At 62.9% G+C, this 17,733-nt stretch carries 17 protein-coding genes; 11 read left to right on the top strand and 6 right to left on the bottom strand.

The window, feature by feature from the left end:
* Position 1: 1 nt before the first annotated feature.
* A complete protein-coding gene (locus RDU83_07480; GenBank protein ID MDQ7840854.1) occupies positions 2 to 952 on the top strand; it encodes a DMT family transporter in 951 nt (316 codons plus the stop codon).
* Here RDU83_07480 and RDU83_07475 read toward each other — a convergent pair.
* The 4 genes from RDU83_07475 to RDU83_07460 form a co-directional block, all read right to left on the bottom strand.
* Positions 901 to 2,298: a tyrosine phenol-lyase gene (locus RDU83_07475; GenBank protein ID MDQ7840853.1), complete on the bottom strand. Its 1,398-nt coding sequence runs from the start codon at positions 2,296 to 2,298 to the stop codon at positions 901 to 903. The genes RDU83_07480 and RDU83_07475 overlap by 52 nt on opposite strands.
* A gap of 252 nt (positions 2,299 to 2,550) precedes the next feature.
* The gene (locus RDU83_07470) at positions 2,551 to 4,914 is read right to left on the bottom strand and encodes a DUF2075 domain-containing protein (GenBank protein MDQ7840852.1); all 2,364 of its coding nucleotides are present in this window, start codon (positions 4,912 to 4,914) and stop codon (positions 2,551 to 2,553) included.
* Positions 4,911 to 5,255: a nucleotide pyrophosphohydrolase gene (locus RDU83_07465; GenBank protein MDQ7840851.1), complete on the bottom strand. Its 345-nt coding sequence runs from the start codon at positions 5,253 to 5,255 to the stop codon at positions 4,911 to 4,913. Before RDU83_07465 ends, RDU83_07470 begins: the two co-directional genes overlap by 4 nt.
* A 364-nt stretch (positions 5,256 to 5,619) precedes the next feature.
* A complete protein-coding gene (locus RDU83_07460; protein ID MDQ7840850.1) occupies positions 5,620 to 5,973 on the bottom strand; it encodes a hypothetical protein in 354 nt (117 codons plus the stop codon).
* Between the two features lie 87 nt (positions 5,974 to 6,060).
* On the opposite strand from RDU83_07460, the gene RDU83_07455 reads away from it, so the two are divergent.
* The 6 genes from RDU83_07455 to RDU83_07430 all read left to right on the top strand — a co-directional run bounded on the left by RDU83_07455 (position 6,061) and on the right by RDU83_07430 (position 10,840).
* Positions 6,061 to 7,434: an amidohydrolase family protein gene (locus RDU83_07455; GenBank protein MDQ7840849.1), complete on the top strand. Its 1,374-nt coding sequence runs from the start codon at positions 6,061 to 6,063 to the stop codon at positions 7,432 to 7,434.
* Between the two features lie 265 nt (positions 7,435 to 7,699).
* Entirely contained in the window at positions 7,700 to 8,149 is a 450-nt protein-coding gene (locus tag RDU83_07450) for a TspO/MBR family protein (protein ID MDQ7840848.1), read from the top strand.
* Between the two features lie 282 nt (positions 8,150 to 8,431).
* The gene (locus RDU83_07445; GenBank protein ID MDQ7840847.1) at positions 8,432 to 8,860 is read left to right on the top strand and encodes a pyrimidine dimer DNA glycosylase/endonuclease V; all 429 of its coding nucleotides are present in this window, start codon (positions 8,432 to 8,434) and stop codon (positions 8,858 to 8,860) included.
* Positions 8,861 to 8,880: 20 nt separating this feature from the next.
* Entirely contained in the window at positions 8,881 to 10,146 is a 1,266-nt protein-coding gene (locus tag RDU83_07440; GenBank protein MDQ7840846.1) for an acyl-CoA dehydrogenase family protein, read from the top strand.
* A gap of 98 nt (positions 10,147 to 10,244) precedes the next feature.
* On the top strand, positions 10,245 to 10,451 hold the full coding sequence (locus RDU83_07435; protein ID MDQ7840845.1) for an AbrB/MazE/SpoVT family DNA-binding domain-containing protein: 207 nt from the start codon (positions 10,245 to 10,247) through the stop codon (positions 10,449 to 10,451).
* Positions 10,448 to 10,840, top strand: a complete 393-nt coding sequence (locus tag RDU83_07430; protein MDQ7840844.1) for a type II toxin-antitoxin system VapC family toxin — start codon at positions 10,448 to 10,450, stop codon at positions 10,838 to 10,840. The genes RDU83_07435 and RDU83_07430 overlap by 4 nt, the downstream gene beginning before the upstream one ends.
* On the opposite strand, the gene RDU83_07425 is transcribed toward RDU83_07430, so the two are convergent.
* Together RDU83_07425 and RDU83_07420 are read right to left on the bottom strand one after the other, a co-directional pair.
* The gene (locus RDU83_07425) at positions 10,837 to 12,078 is read right to left on the bottom strand and encodes an MFS transporter (GenBank protein MDQ7840843.1); all 1,242 of its coding nucleotides are present in this window, start codon (positions 12,076 to 12,078) and stop codon (positions 10,837 to 10,839) included. The two genes, RDU83_07430 and RDU83_07425, sit on opposite strands and share 4 nt — an antisense overlap.
* A gap of 11 nt (positions 12,079 to 12,089) precedes the next feature.
* Positions 12,090 to 12,737, bottom strand: coding sequence for a LysE family transporter (locus RDU83_07420; GenBank protein ID MDQ7840842.1), 648 nt, complete (start codon positions 12,735 to 12,737; stop codon positions 12,090 to 12,092).
* Between the two features lie 162 nt (positions 12,738 to 12,899).
* Here RDU83_07420 and RDU83_07415 point away from each other — a divergent pair, with 162 nt between their 5' ends.
* From RDU83_07415 to RDU83_07400, 4 genes are all read left to right on the top strand, one after another.
* Positions 12,900 to 13,844, top strand: a complete 945-nt coding sequence (locus RDU83_07415) for an ABC transporter ATP-binding protein (GenBank protein MDQ7840841.1) — start codon at positions 12,900 to 12,902, stop codon at positions 13,842 to 13,844.
* Positions 13,845 to 13,847: 3 nt separating this feature from the next.
* Entirely contained in the window at positions 13,848 to 15,065 is a 1,218-nt protein-coding gene (locus RDU83_07410; GenBank protein MDQ7840840.1) for an ABC transporter permease, read from the top strand.
* Between the two features lie 7 nt (positions 15,066 to 15,072).
* Positions 15,073 to 16,287 (top strand): ABC transporter permease, encoded by a 1,215-nt coding sequence (locus RDU83_07405; protein ID MDQ7840839.1) that lies wholly within the window; start codon positions 15,073 to 15,075, stop codon positions 16,285 to 16,287.
* Positions 16,288 to 16,365: 78 nt separating this feature from the next.
* Positions 16,366 to 17,727: a cytochrome ubiquinol oxidase subunit I gene (locus RDU83_07400; protein ID MDQ7840838.1), complete on the top strand. Its 1,362-nt coding sequence runs from the start codon at positions 16,366 to 16,368 to the stop codon at positions 17,725 to 17,727.
* Positions 17,728 to 17,733 lie beyond the last annotated feature (6 nt).

Here is a 17,733-nt window from a genome sequence, read left to right as displayed (position 1 = left end):
CGTGAGGCTAGAAGCGGACCACGCGAGCGGCGAACGCAGGTCCTTCGGGGTGGGCGACCTGCTGGTGCTCACGACGGTGGTGCTGTGGGCCGCGTCGTTCACCGTCATCAAATCCGCCTACGCCGAGTTCACGCCCCTTTCCTTTGCCGCGACGCGCTTCGCGATCGCCTCGCTCGGGCTGCTGCTGATAACCGCGCTGCGCAGGGAGCCGCTGTCATTCGCGCGGAGCGACTTGCCCCGCATCGCGGCGCTCGGGCTGTGCAACGTCACTCTCTACCAGGCGTTCTTCGGCGTCGGACTGGGCTACACGACGGCGAGCAACTCCGTCCTCATCACCAACACGGCCCCTGTTATGACGCTCCTCCTGGCGGCAGCAACGCGGGCCGACCGGATCACGCCCAGGCAGGCCCTGGGAGTGCTCCTGGCGTTGGGTGGGGTGGTCGTGCTCGTAAGCGCCAGCGGCGGGCTGTCGGCAGGACACCTGAAGGGCGACGTCCTGACGCTGCTCGGCGCCGCGTCCTACGCGGTGACGCCGATCACCGTGCTGCCGCTGTACCGACGCTACAGCACGCTGCCGGTCATGGCTGCCTCCATGACCTTCGGCACAGTCCTGCTACTGGCGGTAGGGTTTCCCGACCTGGCGCGGCAGTCGTGGGCGCTCTCGCCTGCGGCCTGGAGCCAGCTCGCGTACGCGGCCCTGGGCGCGGGCTCGCTCGGGTACCTGTTCTGGTACGAGGGCATTCGCCGGATCGGTCCGACCCGGGTGGCCGCGTACTCCTACCTGATCCCAGTCCTGGGAGTGTGGATCGCGGTCGCGATCCTGAGCGAACCCTTCGGCCTGCGCCACCTGATCGGCGCCGCGGTCACTATCACCGGCGTGGCGCTGACCCGTTGGCCCGCTCACAGCCGCTCGAAGCGCGCCTGGAAGAAGCGCAGGTACTTGGGCTCGTAGACCATCCGCAGCCCCCGGGTCTTCTCCCGCTCTTCGTACACCGCATCCACCGACTCGGCCACCACGTCCATGTGGGCCTGCGTGTACACGCGGCGGGGAATGGTCAGCCGTACGAGTTCCAGCTTCGGATAGCGGTGATCCCCGGTGGCCGGATCGCGCCCGGCTGAGACCACGCCCCGCTCCATGCTCCGCACACCTGAGTCCAGGTAGAGATCTGCGGCCAATGTCTGGGCTGGGAACTGGTCCTGGGGAATGTGCGGGTAGAAGCGCGCGGCGTCCAGGTAGATGGCGTGGCCGCCGATCGGCTCCACTATGGGAATGCTCCACTCCAGGAGCTTCATCCCCAGGTATTCCACCTGGCCCACCCGCGCCCGTATGTGGTCGTCCTGCACCGACTCCTCGATCCCCCGCGCCATGGCCTCCATGTCGCGGCCGGACATACCGCCGTAGGTGTGCAGCCCTTCGTACACCACGACCATGTTGCGGGCCTCGTCGAACAGGGCCGGGTCGTTGAGGGCAAGCCAGCCGCCGATGTTCACCAAACTGTCCTTCTTGCCGCTCATAGTGCAGCCGTCGGTGTAGGAACAGAACTCGCGGAGGATTGTGGCCACCGAAACACCGCGGTAGCCCTCCTCACGCTGCTGTATGAAGTAGGCGTTCTCCACGGCGCGGGTGGCGTCCAGCATGATACGGATGCCGTAGCGGTTGCAGAGCGAGCGCAGGTCTCTGGCGTTCTGCATCGAGACCGGCTGGCCGCCGGCCATGTTCACGGTCGCCGCCAGACTGACGTATGGGATCTTGTCTGCGCCGACCTTGTTGATGAGGGCCTCCAGCTTGTTCAGGTCCACGTTGCCCTTGAAAGGCAGCCACGCCCGTGGATCGTGGGCCTCGTCAATGATCACGTCCACGAACGTGCCCCCGGCCAGCTCCTGGTGCAGACGGGTCGTGGTGAAGTACATGTTGCCCGGGACGAAGTCGCCGGACTTGATGAGCATCCTAGAGAGGATGTGCTCGGCTCCCCTGCCCTGGTGGGTCGGCACGACATGAGCGTAGCCGTAGTACTTCTGGATGGCGGCCTCCAGGTTGTAGAAGTTCCTGCTCCCGGCGTAGGACTCGTCGCCCAGCATCATCCCGGCCCACTGGTAATCGCTCATCGCCGAGGTGCCGCTGTCGGTGAGGAGATCGATGTAGACGTCCTCCGACCTCATCAGGAAGGTATTGAATCCCGCCTCGCTCATGGCCCGCTCGCGCTGCTCGCGGGTCGTCCACCTGACCGGCTCTACCACCTTGACCTTCCACGGCTCGGCCCAGGACCGGCGGGCCGGGCGCTTGCGCGTCTCTGCCATGGCGTGATTCCTCCTCTTTCTCGTCCTCGTCGGCCGCCAGCGTCGGATTGCGAACACCCGGAGCACGGACGGCATAGAGGATGCTTCGAGATTGCAGGGGGTGGGTTCCTGGGGACGTGAGAGAGAGAAGCTCACCGCACCTTACGAGATCCGAGAAAGACGCGGTCATGGACAGCCTATCAAACTTGTCCGGAACAACTACATCACTCAAGATCCACTAGTTGCAGGTTCAGAAACGCAGAAATGAAGACATCAGACTGCGATAGTGCGGGCAAATACCCCAAGAACCTCAACTGAGTCTACGCCTTCCCGCAACTCCAGGGATGGATATGCCTTGTTTTCAGAAGAGAGAATTATCTTGGTTGTTTCACCCACCGCTCCGGAAGAGCCAGCCAGGGATTTCTGGTATCTTCTTATGACGATGCTCGGAGTCCTACTAGCGTATCTAGAAATCCGGGCCAGCACTATTCTACCCTCCGGGTTATCAGCAGGCCGAGCGCGAAACTCGCAAAGACTATCCTCCCGAATCCCGGGCTCCATTGATGCGTCCTCAGCCTCTACCACGAACCGGTCTCGAAGAAACGGGCCGCCACCAATCTGCGTGCATTCGCCCTGCCAACCCTCCTCGAGCTGGATACGCAAATCTGAAGGAGTCATGTGTTCGAGATCCTGAATTCTAACCAGAGGCAAAGCGTTCACAAAGGGCTGCAGTTGCTCTACCCTTGTCTTCCGAGCCGCTGGGGCCGGAATATCCATGCGGCTTCGGAAGAACCTCTCCGTGTCCTGGTCGAGGAAGTGAACATAGCATCCCTTCAATCCCCTGGTAAGCAGTACGCGATATGTGTTCTTGACAAGATCGACGAACTTGCCTCTTGCTCTCTTAACCACGGGGTCTTTCGAATTCTCAGGGTATCCTATCCATTTCCCCTCTTCGAAGCAGAACATGATGTCGTTCCCGATGATGACTCCAACATAGTCGAATTCGAAGCCTTGGGCGGTATAGACGCAGCCGATTTGCTCGATGCCATTCGGATCGTAGGCCCAGAATTGTGCCTTTGGGACACCCTTAGGTAATCTCACAGCGTCATGCCTTGCGTTCCAAGGCCTCTTGTAGTCTCCGATAACGACATCATCATTCAGTGCACGGGATGGATTGTGCTTGGACCATTCCCAACAGAATCCGGCCGTCACTCGGGCGCTATGGCCCTGCTGGGCCTTTAGGCGGATGGCTCTTTCCAGGGATTCCGGGGAATCGAATATCTTGAAATCAAAACTCTCCTCTCCCGTCCACAAGACATGAGCCGTCCGCGCGATCCCCAGCGTGTTGTTGATCCAACTGACGAAAGCCTCGGAACCGCTACACCGGAACTGGGTTTGCAGCTCGTGCTCATAGAGAAGGCAATCGTTTCTTGCGGCGTATTCCTTTATGTGCTTGATCGAACCGACTTCAGCCGGGCGAACGATCTGGTCCTGATCTATGAAGAACACCGCGACTCTGGAAGCATTGATCAGTTCCTGGATCTGGGGAGTGTCTTCGCGCTTGGCCTTGGGGACAAACTGACTGTGGCTGGTTTCCCTGATGCGATGGGCTTCGTCGCAGATCAACACGTCAACAGCGTTTGGATTGGCGCCCGCGTAGCTGTTGAAATACCTGAATTGCACAGCGCCCCTGCTTCCAATGATCTTCCTGAGCGTCTCGGTAAACGCCTTGGAGCCGGTGGCGTAATGGGCGTTGTAGCCGGCCTGGAGGAGATCGGCCATGAGATTGATGGCGATGACAGATTTTCCGGTACCCGGGCCGCCTTCTATGATGATGACCGTCTTCCTCCTGTCGCCCATTCCTTTCTTGGCCGAAGCTATTACGCGGTCGTAGGCCACCAACTGCTCGTCTAGAAGGACGTATTCGGACTTCCCCTTGATGACGTCGGCAACATGCTTCATGAGCTTCTTGCTCGGGCGATACTCCCCGTCCTCAACGCGTCCCAGAACATCCATTCCAGAGCCGCCCTCAAGCCGAGCTCTTAGAAAACCAGACAGGCGGTCGACATCGTCCTTGGAGAAGAGGGGAAAACTGCGGCGGATCTTTGAGAACTTCTTGGCCAGGAGGATTTCGTCTGAAATGAAACGGTAATTGTGCAGGTAGGCGCAGGCGCTGAGTCTAACCGGTCTGGGAGGTTCGTAGAAGGCCGTGTGGACATCTCCTAGATAGGTCGCGTACTGTCCGACTTGGGCGGAGGGATGTAGAACCTCCCTTTCAGCCCCGCCGACATATGTCATGACTTCGTTCTCTCCATCGGCCGGTCCGCATCTTTCCCACTGCTTCAGTTCAATGATGACCGCGTTGTCGTTGCGCAGCTCGTCCTTGCCCGTGACCAGACAGTCGAGTCTCTTGGACGTGAAAGGAATCTGGTACTCCAGAATAACCCCGTGATCTAGAAGGTTGTTGTGCTGAAAAACCTGGGAAATTGAGCCCAACGAATGGCGCCAGGATTGCATCTCGCCGGGTGAGGGCGCATGGCGGTAATAGTTGAAGAACGCCGATCCTAGCTTATCCGCAACTTGGTTGTGCACGGCATCCGTTATGAACTGCTGCGTGGATCCTATGTATAGCCTCATCGGTCGAGGTCCGTGGACTTAGTCGCTCTTCCCCGGGCCTTGTCCGGGGGGTACTTCCGACGGTTGATCTCGAGCTTCTCCAGGGCTGCTTCGAGCGGGGATATCCCGAGTTGATCAGCAAGCCTGGCGAGGTATATCTGGACATCTCCGATTTCCTCACGGACTCTCTCGAGGACTTCGGGGTCGACGCTGCGGCTCTCTTCCTGGGTCAGCCACTGGAAATGTTCGATGATTTCGGCAACTTCGACAGCTAACGCCATCGAGAGATTCTTTGGCGAGTGAAACTGTTCCCAATCCCGTTCTGCGGCGAATTCCCTAAGCTTTCTGATGAGCTCCTCCATTTGGGGCTATTATTGGACAATTGGCCCGGTTGCGCAATAGAAGACGAAAGAGGTCCTGCTAATCTGGCCAGCGAGAGCCGGACTTCGTGAGGTGTTCGCTCGTTTCTTCGAGCTCAGGAAGCGGGGGGATGAATACGCCCGTTCCGTCGCATCCGAGGGGTCAGGAGGACGCGGTAGGAGTTCATGCGGGGCTGAAATGGGGCCTTGACTTGGGCTCTGCGCTGGTAACCGCGGGCTCTCCGATTTGTCCAGCGGTCATCCTCGCACACGAAACCAATCGATGCGTCGGACATCCAGAAGCGGTCGGAGTTATCGCCATCCCCGGAGGGAGAATCGATGAAGGCCTTTGTGGCGCCTACGCCAATCATCGCCAGCAGCTCATCATACTTGGCCGGCGGCCTGGGCCCTGCGGTACCCGGTCAGGGAGTGCCCCGCATGACTCCAGAGCCCGACCTCGGCGTGCGTATGTCGTCGAGCGCGGCGCGGCGAGCGTCCGGCAGACGCGGGCCAGCGCCACCCCGGTCTGCTCGCTCACCTCAACGGCTTCCTGGGAGGGATCTAGAGTCCCGTTACGGGCCACCGCCCGGCGGGCCTCGCTCTCCATCATCAGATCTCCGATCTTGTGCTCGGCCTCTTTCAGCCGGTGTTCTTCAAACGCCAGGGGCTTGCCCTTCAACTCTCGATGCCCGGCGACGAACTCATCGCGCCAAACCTGCAACCGGCGGGGTTGCCTGAGTGAGGGGTGTTGCCGTGATGATGATTGGCGCGCTATTGTGTCCTCAACAAGCACAGGGAGGCGGGATGAATGAAGAAGATGCTTTTCGTGTTGGCGTTTTGCATCCTCCTGGGTTTCGCCTTTGCGTATCTGCTACGGGCGCAGACAACCCCCACCCCTGCACTTGTGACAGCAATAGCCGCAATGAAGGCCATTGACAATCATGCCCATCCGTTGCGGGCACTCAAAGAAGGTGAGCGCGATACCGAATGGGGCGCGCTGAGCTATCACGCCGTAGAAACCGCCGGCACTGATCCCGGGGCTGAGATGCCGCTTGTTCCCTTTCGGCTGCGGCCGAAAAGCCCGGAATTCATCCCTGTTTGGCAAGCCCTCTATGGACTCCCTCGCGGCGCTGCTACAAAAGAGCTTGCTCATGAGTTGGTCCAGGTCAAACGGCGGATCATGCGTGAGCAGGCCAACAACTATCCCACCTGGATCCTGGACAAGATAGGCATTGAGACCATGCTTGCCAATCGCGTCGTCATGGACCGCAGCCTACCCGTTCCCCGCTTTCGCTGGGTCCCTTACGCCGACGCCTTGATGTTCCCGCTCTCGAATGAAGAAGTGCGAAAAGCGAGATCCGATCTTGTTACCTCATATGGCAGTCTGGAGCGTTTACTGAAGACCCATTTGACAGACCTGGGATTGAGCCGATTACCGCCCAGCCTGGAGGGATATCTGACCGGGGTTGTTACCCCTACGATGGAACGTCAGAAGCACGGAGGCGCGGTGGCGGTCAAGTTCCTGACAGCCTATGTGCGCACGCTGGATATTTCCAATCCGCCAGCGGAACAGGCAAAGCGCGTATATGACCAATATGCCACGGGAGGGAAACCGACGGCAGGCGAATACAAGACGCTGCAGGACTACCTGTTTCGCTATATCTCCCGTGAAGCCGGGCGATTGGACATGGCCGTCCACATCCATACGGGCTTTGGCATCGGTATGTACTTCGATGTAGTCACCTCGAACCCCATCTTGCTGGAATCGGTCTTCAACGATCCGGCGTTGCGCAAAACCGGTTTTGTCATCGTCCATGGGGGCTGGCCGTTTGCCAAGCAAACCGCGGCCATGCTCCTTAAGCCCAATGTCTATGCAGATTTCTCAGCCATCGCATTTCTCGTTTATCCGCGAGAACTCAGCCAGGTGATACGGAGTTGGTTGGAAGTCGCTCCCGACAAGGTCCTCTTCGGAACCGATGGTTTTGAACTCGATCCGGACATGCCCTTCCTCAATTGGGAAGAATTCACTTGCATGGGGACCCGCAGCTCCCGACAGGCATTGGCGCTTGCGCTCACAGAAATGATGCGTGACAACGAGATTACCTATGAGGAGGCCGTGGGTATAGCCAGGAAAGTCCTTCGAGAAAACGCTGTCAAACTGTATAAGCTGGGGACCCCATGAGCAATGGGACGCTGGTGTCCGCGCGTCCTACGAAGGCGCAGCTTGGTGCATTCAGGGACGCCGCACGTGCGACCGTCACTAAGAACAGGCGCGTGAATGCACGTCTAACTTCCCGCTCAGCCCGGACGCGCGCAGGAGCGGTGCGCGCCTGCTAGCGGGAGCGTTGGGCAACACGGCATCGTATCTTGTGGAGGGAGGGAATACGTTGGATTCGATTGAGGATCGCGCTTCCACCTGCCCCCGGGGGCTATGCACGCTCAGCGCCATTGTCGCCTTCACCGCCCTGGCTGCAGGGATCGGTGGGGTCGCCTCGGCCCGCGCGCCGGAGTTCTATCAAGCGCTCGTGAAGCCGTCGTGGGCGCCTCCGGCATGGGTTTTCGGACCCGTATGGACTCTTCTGTACCTGCTGATGGCCCTCGCAGCGTGGATGGTCGTTCGCGCCAGTGGTTGGCGCGCCGCCCGCCTGCCCCTTGTCCTCTACGGCCTTCAGCTACTCGTCAATGCTCTGTGGACGTGGCTGTTCTTCGCCTGGCGCTCAGGAAGCGCCGCAGTCCTTGACATCACCGTTCTCTGGATCCTCGTAGCAGCAGCGCTCTGGACCTTCTGGAGGGTGCGCCCGCTCGCCGGGGCGCTGCTCGTCCCCTACCTGGCCTGGGTCAGCTTCGCAGGCGCCCTCTCGTGGGCCGTGTGGCGGCTGAATCCTGGGGTGTTGTGAGATAGCGTCAGCCACCGCAGTTCCAGTCCCGGCGTAGGAATAGTCGTGAAGAGATAGCTGCCGGACAACCGCTTCTTCCGAGCGCGGCGCGGACCAAAGTACCATTAGTGGTTTGATCCGCGCCCATCTCTACCGCCTTGCGTAAGATGGGGCCACCTTAAGGCAGGACAGAGCTCAGGGCACCGCGAACCCAGCCGGCGCTGAGTGGGGTCGAAGCATTGTCATGCGTTACCTACTCGCCGGTAGCGTCTTCGTGGGGGTTGGTTTGCATAGGCGACTGCTATGCGAATCTGGAGTCTACATCCCAAATACCTCGACACCCGCGGGCTGGTTGCGCTGTGGCGGGAAGCACTTCTTGCTCAAGCTGTTCTGCGGAAGAAGACCAAAGGATACACCCATCACCCTCAACTTGCTCGATTTCAAGCGCAATCCCTTCCCGTCGGCTTCATCGCCGACTATTTGCGAGCCGTCCTGGAGGAAGCGGCCGGTCGTGGCCACAACTTCACGGCCGGCAAGATCAGCCGCTCACGAGCTCGCGGCCGAATCACCGTTACGCGCGGACAGCTTGAGTTCGAATGGCGGCACTTGATGGAGAAACTGCGAACGCGCGATCCGAAGCGGCGGGCCCAATTTGCTCACGTGAAGCGCCCTCTGCCGCACCCGCTCTTTCGGCCGGTGCCTGGTGCCGTTGCACAATGGGAAAAGGGGTAGGGAACCCTAGGGGGTGAACCATGCTACAGGACGTCTTCCTGAACGACGAAGAAAGGGCTCTCAGCCGGGAGATCCGCGAGTTCGTGAAGCATGGAGTCTCCTCAGAGTTGCTACAAAAGATGGATCGCGACGAGATCACATATCCCAGAGAGTACGTGAAGGCGCTGGGAGACCGGAATCTCTTAGGTCTGCGCTTCCCAAAGGAGTACGGGGGCCGGGGTCTCGGCTGGACCGCGGAGATCGCGGCGCACGAGGAGATCGGGGTCCTGGGCACCTCGCTCGGCTGCGCCTTCTCCATGCCGTCCATCGTGGGGGAGGCGATCGTACGCTTCGGGACCGATGAGCAGAAAGAGAAGTTCCTGAAGCCCATGCTGAAAGGAGATCTCGTCTCTGCTGAGGCCCTGACCGAACCCAGGGGAGGATCCGACTTCTTCGGCGCCACGACGACGGCCGAGTTGAAGGACCGGGCCTTCAAGGTGAGGGGACAGAAGCGCTTCGTCGTCGGAGCGGCGTCCGCGGACTTCTTCCTCGTGTACTGCAACACGAATCCGGCCGGTAAGCCCCACGAGCGCATCAGCCTGATCCTGATTGAGCGGGACCTCCCGGGCGTGGAGGCCAAGTACCTTTACAAGCTCATGGGAACCCGAGGAGGCGGTACAGGCCGACTGCTGTTCCGGGACGTGCAGGTGCCCGAAGCGAACCTGGTGGGCGGGCTCAACCAGGGGGCTGCCATCTTCAACCAGATGATGATTCCCGAGCGGATGACCTCGGCCGGAGGATCCTTGGGAATGGCCCGTGCCGCCCTGGAGGTCGCCGTCCGGTACAGCAATCGGCGCAAGGCCTTCGGCCAGAAGATTCGGGCCTTTCAAGGAGTGAGCTTCAAGATCGCCGACGCCATCACAAAGCTCGACGCGGCCCGGGCGCTCACGCAGGCCGCGGCCCGAACCGTGGATCAAGGCCGGCCGACTGCCCGGCGCATGGTGAGCGAGGCCAAGAAGTTCGCCACCGACACGGCCTGGGAGGTGACCAATCTCGCCATGCAGATCGTCGGAGGAATCGGATACACCAACGTCTTCCCCCTCGAGAAGATGATACGGGACACCCGGCTCATCCAGATCTGGACCGGGACCAACGAGATTATGAGCCTCCTCATCCAGCACGAGTTCTACAAGGAGGTGCTCGGCGCAGAGAATCCCGGGCGGATGATCGAGCTGGACGCCGAAGAAGCCCGGGCCGAGGGCGAGAAGGTGTACGAGGATGAGGAGATGTGGATCAAGGGTTGGTAGTCCCGGCGAAGGCCTTACCCCTGCGAGGAGTCTTGCCGATTTCGCCGGGGATCGATAGAATAGCTGTAATACGATAAACTGATCGATCGGGGCCGCCGATGGAAACCGTAACAATCTCGCCGAAATTCCAAGTCGTGATCCCAAAGGGCATCCGCGACAAGCTGAAGCTAAGGCCCGGCCAGAAAGTTCAGGCCATCCTCTACCAAGACCGCATCGAGCTAGTTCCTGTGCGGCCGGTTCGCGAGATGAAGGGCTTCCTCAGGGGAATTGACACCGATGTGCCCCGTGAACGGGACCGCGTGTGAACGTAGTCGATTCCTCAGGCTGGCTCGAGTACTTCGCAGAAGGCCCGAATGCCAAGTTCTTCGCGAAAGCCATCGAGGCACCCGCGGAGCTTCTGGTTCCCACCCTGAGCCTCTACGAGGTCTTCAAGCAGGTCCTTCGGCAGCGCGGCGAAGGGGAGGCGCTTCAGGCCGTTGCGGTTATGCTGCAAAGCACAGTCATTGAGCTCACCGCGCCCCTGGCTTTGGCGGCTGCTCGCATTGGCCTTGACCTGGGAATCCCAATGGCGGACAGCATCATGCTGGCAACCGCGCGTGCCTCAGGCGCAACCCTGTGGAGCCAAGACGCTGACTTCGCCAACGTGCCAGGGGTTCGGTACATCGCCAAGCGCGGTGGCGGAAAAGTTGGCTAATCTGCCGGCCCGGGTGGCTCGGGAATCTGCCTGAGCGCCCGCACCGGCGAGCGCCACACCCACACAAACGCCAGCGCCGCCCCGGCCGCGGCAATCGCGATCGTCGGGCGCAGCCCCAGAACCTGACCCAGGGCGCCGCCGGCCAGCGCGCCCAGCGGCATCGTACCCCAGACCAGGAACCGCATCGTGGCGTTCATCCGTCCCTGCAGCCGGTGCGGTGTGATCGCCTGGCGCAAACTCACCTGGCTGATGTTGTAGATGGGGTACCCGAAACTAGAGACCAGCGCGCCCAGCGTCAGCAGCGGAACCGCCAGCGCCGGGGTAGCCAGCACCACCGGCACGAATCCCAGACCTGAGATCAGCGGCGCGGCCACGATCACGCGGCCTATGCCCAGCCGCCGAGCGAGTGATCCTGCGAGCAGCACACCTGCCAGCGCCCCGAGGCTGCCCAGGCTGAAGACGGCACCGATCGCGACCGGCTTCATCCCCAGCTCGCGCGTGACAAAGAGAATGTAGAGAGCGCCGGCCACAGAGGCAAAGAAGTTCGAGGTGCCGGTGCAACCGGCAATCGCACGAAGCATCGGGTTTCCGAAGACCACCGCGAGTCCCTCGCGAATCTCGCCCAGCATGGGCGCTCGGACAGACTCAGGCGCCGGCTCCAACTGCCTGATCAGCCCGATGAACAGACCGGAGACCAAGAAGGACAGGGCGTCGAAAACGATTGCCATCGGGGCCGAGACAATCTGGACGACGACGCCGGCGAGCCCCGGTCCGGCGATCTGGGCGGTCGAGCGGCTGGCCTCGAGCTTGCTGTTCCCCTCCACGAGATGTGCGCGGCCAACCAGGGACGGCAGATACGCCTGGTAGGCGACGTCGAAGAACACGGTCAAGACGCCGGTCAGAAACCCAACCGTGTAGAGCAGCGGCATGCTGAGCGCGTCGGCCAGGTACGCGATCGGGATCGCCGACAGCACCAGCGCGCGGCCCACGTTCCCGGTGATCAGAACCGGCCTGCGGGGCCAGCGGTCCACCCATACCCCGGCAAAGAGGCCAATCAGCAGAAAAGGCGCGGTCACGACCGCCGAGAGGATGCCCATCTGCGCCGGCGAGGCCTTCAGGATCATCGCGGCGATGAGCGGCACAGCCAGGTGCGTGAACTGGCTCCCGAAGACCGAGATCGTCTGCCCGGTCCACAGCAGCAGGAAATCGCGGTGCCGCCAGAGGGTGTGTGGTTTCATCGGATCGGGTTTCATCGGATCAGGCTGATGAACGCAGCAAGGCCGAACGCGGCAATGATGCACCCCGAGAGTCTGTTGATCCAGCGCATCCCCGGAGGACCGACCTTCGATCGGACGGCGCCGGCGCTGCCGCTCAGGATCAGCCACCAGGCAGCCGAGCCGAGGAACACCCCTGCCACGAGCGCTCCGGCCGTGGTGTAACTCCCAGCCACGCCGTAGCCCCCTGCCGTCGTGTAACCCCCGGCCGCGTTCGCCAACCCCAGCCCCGCAAAGATCGCCGCAAATGAGAGGATCGTCATGGGATTCGTCAGGGTCAGCAGGAACGTGGATGCGTAGGCGCGCAGGAGACCGGCGCCAGTCCGAGACGGCCCCTCGGAGGCCGAAGTCGCTGAGAACGTTCTCACACCGAGGTAGACGAGAAAGACGCCACCGGCCAGGCGGAGCCAGGCCTGGTGACCGATCAGCAGGCCTGATACGAACGTCAGCCCGAATCCGGCGATCGCGCCGTAGACCGCATCGGCCGTGGCCGCGCCCAGGCCGGAGACTAGCCCTGCCGCCCGGCCGTCAGCAAGCGTGCGTCGGATGCACAGAACGCCAATCGGCCCAACAGGGGCGGCGATCGAGAAGCCGATGATGATCCCCTTGAGGAAGAGACTCAAGGCGGATTTCTGGGTGCGCGTGAGGCGGGATTCACCGTCCGGTACTTCAGCGGCCCGCGCCCCGCACCCTGCCTCTTCGGCTTGCCGGCGGCTCGCGACCTCTCCAGGTACCCGGCCACCATCCACCAGGGACGCAAACCTCCCCCGCGGAATAGGAAGCCCATGGACGCCCTTGTCGCCGCCCAGAACCTTGTCAAACACTACGATGGGCACGCCGCAGTCCGCGGGGTCTCGTTCGAAGTGCGAGGCGGCGAGGCATTCGGGCTGCTCGGCCCCAACGGCGCCGGCAAGACCACCACCATCGGCATGCTGGCCTGCCTGCTGGAGCCCACCTCCGGCGACGCGTCGATCGCAGGGAGCAGTATACGCAGGGATCCGATGGCGGTCCGCAGGGCGATCGGCGTGGTCCCGCAGGAGATCGCCCTCTACCCAACCCTCACCGCGCGAGAGAACCTGCGCTTCTGGGCGCGCATGTACGAGGTCGCGGGCGAGGAAGCCGCGCGCCGCATCGAGGAGGTACTCGATGTCGTGGGCCTGCGCGACCGGGCCGGCGAGCGCATTGACACCTATTCAGGTGGGATGAAGCGCCGCGTCAACATCGCCGTAGGCCTCCTCCACAGGCCCCGGCTGTTGATGCTCGACGAGCCAACCGTCGGCGTGGATCCCCAGTCGCGCACCAACATCCTGGAGACCGTGAAGCAGCTCAACCGCGATGGCCTCACCGTCCTCTATACCAGCCACTACATGGAGGAGGTCGAGTTCCTCTGCAACCGGATCGCGATCATGGACGCGGGCCAGATCATCGCCATGGGCACCCAGGAGGAGCTGCGCCTGCAGGTCGGGGAGCGCGACCTGATCAGCATAGCCACGCACGCGGCGCGGCTTGGCGCCGAGCTGCCCGCGTCGCTCCGCGCGCTTCCGGGGGTGGACGATGTGCGGATGCGCGAGGACCGGCTCGAGGTGCTGACCACGACGGGCCGCCGGCTGCTGCCGCAGATCGTGACGCAGTTCGTGGCGCACGACGTGCCGATCCTGGCTATCGAGGTCCGGGAGCCCAACCTTGAGAGTCTCTTCCTCCACCTCACCGGCAAGGGACTCCGTGACTGAACCGTGACCAGCAAGGCCCTGTTCATCGCCGCGAAGGATCTCAGCATCCGCGCGCGCGACCGGCGCGCCCTCGTAGTGCTGCTCGCCATGCCGATGGTGCTCATCTTCATCCTGGGGCTAGTCTTCAACCCGATGTGGCAGGGCACCGCCGAGTTCCAACGCATCCCTGTGGTGGTCGTGGATCAGGACCAGGGCGAGATCGCGCGGCTGCTGGTGGAGCAGGTACTCGGGACCGGAGAGATCGGTCGGATGCTGCGTGTGGACCACGCCGGCCAGCCCGCGGATGCCCGAAACCTGGTTATGCGCGGGCGCCGGGCCGCCGGGCTGGTGATCCCCCGAGGATTCTCGCAGGCGGTAATGACCGGGCGCCCTGCGCGCCTGACGCTCTACACCGACCCGGCCCAGAGCATCCGGGCCGGCATCGTCAACAGCATCGTCAACCGGTTCGGCGCGGAGGTGGTCAAGCGGCAGGTGGCGATCACGGTGGCGGCCGAGACGCTCATCGTCGAACGCATCATGACCCCGGCCACGGTCGTCGCGGCCATTCCGTCATGGCTGAAGGACGTCGAGCAGTTCACGGGCCGCCAGGCCGTGGCGATCGCCGAGGAACGCGGCAGTGGGCCCCGCTTCCCCGCGGCCATTGACTACTACGCCGTGGGGATGGGTGTCATGTACCTGCTCTTCGGGGTGAGCATGGCGAGCCAGAGCATCCTGGTCGAGCGGCGCGAGGGCACGCTCGCGCGCATGCGCACAACCCCCACGGGCTCCTCCGACATCATAGCCGGCAAGCTCCTGGCCACCTTCCTGACGGGTTTGGTACAGTTCAGTCTGCTTGTTCTCTTCACGTCGGTCCTCTACAAGGTCCGGTGGGGCTCTCCGCTGCTGCTGTTCGTAATGATCGGCGCCACGGCGCTGGCCGCGGCCGGGCTGGGCACGTTCCTGGCCGCCCTGGCCCGCACCCCCGAGGCCGTCGAGTCGCTGGCACCGGCCATCATCCTGCCCATGTCGTTCCTGGGCGGCGCGATGTTCCCTGTGTACTTCATGCCGCCGTGGCTGGAATACGTCAGCCGGCTGACCTTCAACCGCTGGGCCCTCGACGGATTCCTGGCCATCATGGCCGGCGCACAGACCCCCGTGGCCATCTGGCAGCCGCTGCTGGCGCTGCTCGCCATGTGCGTGGTGTTCCTTACCGTGGGGGCGTGGAGGCTGCGGTTCCGGTGAGCGCAACGTGACCGCCCTGCGCAAGGCCTGGGCGATTGCGCTGCTGTCGCTGACCATCACCGCGCGCGATCGCGGCGCGCTGCTCTGGCGGCTGGCGATGCCTCTGTTGATGACCGTGCTGGTGGGCGCCGTCTTTGGAGAAGGCGCCGCCGGCGCGCGCACGCCGGTGGCGGTCGCCGACGAGGACGACAGCACGTACTCGCGGCTCTTCGCTGAGCGTCTTGGAAAGGAGCCCACGGTCGGCCTTCGGAAGACCACCGGGGTGGAGGCGAGGGCGCTGCTCGAGGATGGGCGCGTCGCCGCCGTCATATTCATACCCAAAGGGTTTGCCGCCCGCATCAACACGGGCAAGGACGCCGACGTGAGCGTGCGGTTCGACCCACGCCGGGGCCCGCCCATGCTCGTCACCGAGATCGTGCGCGAGGTGGCGATGCGCCTGGCGGTGGACGCCATCGCGGGCGAGTTCACCGCGGCGCTGGCCGTGCGCGAGACGCAGGACCCCTCGCTGGGACCGGCTGTGCGCCGCCGCGCCATTGATCGGGCCGACAGCCGCTGGTCGCCCACTCCCCCTGTGACCGTCAACGTGGAGGTCGCAAGCGCCCTCACCACCGACCGGCGACAGCGGCTTCCAATGGGCATGGAGCAGGCCTCGCCGGGCTTTGCTGTGATGTTCGTCATGATGGCCGCGGCGATGAGCGCGGCCACCCTTGTGGTCGAGCGCCAGAACGGCACGCTGGCGCGGCTGATGACCACTCCGACGCTGCGGGCATCCATCCTGGGAGGCAAGATCGCCGGGATCTACCTGCAGGGCATCGTTCAGATGGGCATCCTGATCATCGTGGGCTGGGGATTGCTCGGCGTGAACTGGGGACAGGACCCTGCCGCGCTCGCCCTGCTCGTGGCAGCATACCTCTTCGCGGCCACCGGGCTCGGTGTCATGCTCGCGGCGGTCGTCCGCACCGAGGCGCAGGCGTCCACGCTATTTCCGGTTGTGACCATCATTCCCGCGATGCTGGGCGGGGCCTGGTGGCCGATAGAGGTCACGCCGCGGTACATGCAGACCCTGGCCTATGCCGTGCCCCAGGGATGGGCCATGACAGGGTTCGTGAACATCATCACGCGCGGCCTGGGGCTGGCGGAGGTGCTGCCGCAGGCGATCGCGCTCGTCGGATTTGGCGTTGCGTTCTTCATCGTGGGGATCCTGTTGTTCAAGTTCGAGTAGCCGGGGGCATGTGGCCGGGTTCGGAGGTACGAGCAGAAGGCAGGTCGAATCCCACAGGAGTTGAGGGGAGGGATCGGCGTGCACTATCCCTGGTGGTACGTTCCGCTTCTTACGTCCCCGATGCTCATCGCCGCAATCGCGGTGCTGCACGTGCTGGTAGCGCACTACGCCGTGGGCGGCGGGCTGTTCCTGGCGGTCGAGGTGCGACACGCCTACCGCACACACAACCGGCACTACCTCGCCTACCTGAAGCAGCACGCGTGGTTCTTCATACTGCTCACGGTGGTCTACGGCGCCATCACCGGCGTCGGCATCTGGTGGACGATCGGCCTGGCCTCCCCTCTGGCCACCAGGACGCTGATCCACATCTTTGTCTTCGGCTGGGCGATGGAGTACGTGACCTTCATCGTCGAGATCGTCGCCGCCTTCATCTTCTACTACTACTGGGCCCGGCCGGACCCGAAGACCCACCAGACCATGGGGTGGATCTACGCGGGCTCGGCCTGGTTGAGTCTGGTGCTGATCACCGGAATCACCGGCTTCATGCTCAACCCCGGCGCATGGCTCGAGAACAAGAACTTCTGGGTGGGCCTGTTCAACCCGCAGTTCGTGCCCCAGGTGCTGGCGCGCACAGGGGGCGCGATCCTGCTGGCGACGCTGTACGTGTACCTGCACGCGGCGTTCAAGATCAAGGATCCTGCCCTGCGCGATCTGGTCGCAAAGCGATCGGCCCGTCCCGGGCTGCTGGGGTCCGTCCTGATCCTGATCGGCGGAGCGGGATGGTACGCGTTCCTACCCGAGTCGGCCCGGGCGGCCCTGATGGCTTCCGGCGTCCTGACCGTGCTCACGACCCTGATCTTTGCCACCACGGCCATCGTGTTCGTCATGCTGTACTTAGGACCGTACCGCAACCCCGGGTGGCTATCCCCGGGCTTTGCGATCCTGCTCTTCATCTTCGGGGTGGGCGCGTTCAGCACCGGTGAGTTCATCCGTGAGGCCGTCCGCAAGCCATACATCGTCTACAACATCGTGATGGGCAACCAGTTGTTGACCGAACAGCTTCCCCAGGTGCGCAAGGTCGGCTATCTGGAGAGCGGCACCTGGACCAAGGCCTTCGTTGCCTCGCAGTATCCCCAGGTGATGGACGGGACTAAGATCGTTCGGGAGAAGCTGAGCGGGCTATCCGAGCCCGACCAGGTGCGGCTGGGCCACCTGATCTTCCAGTACGCCTGCAACAACTGCCACTCCACAACGGCGGGATACTCGGCGGTCGGACACCTCATGCGGGGCTGGACGCCGGACATCATCCGGAGCACCGTCCCGCACCTGGGAGATGTGAACATCTTCATGCCGCCGTGGGTGGGTACGCCCGAGGAAACGGAGATGCTGGTGAAGTACCTGGCGTCAATCGCGCTGCCGCGTCCGGAAGGGATGCGGTAGGGAGGG

Source organism: bacterium (assembly GCA_031082185.1).
Classification (GTDB): Bacteria; Sysuimicrobiota; Sysuimicrobiia; order Sysuimicrobiales; family Humicultoraceae; genus VGFA01.
Note: the sequence above shows the minus strand (reverse complement) of the source record. Positions and strands in the feature narration are given on the sequence as shown.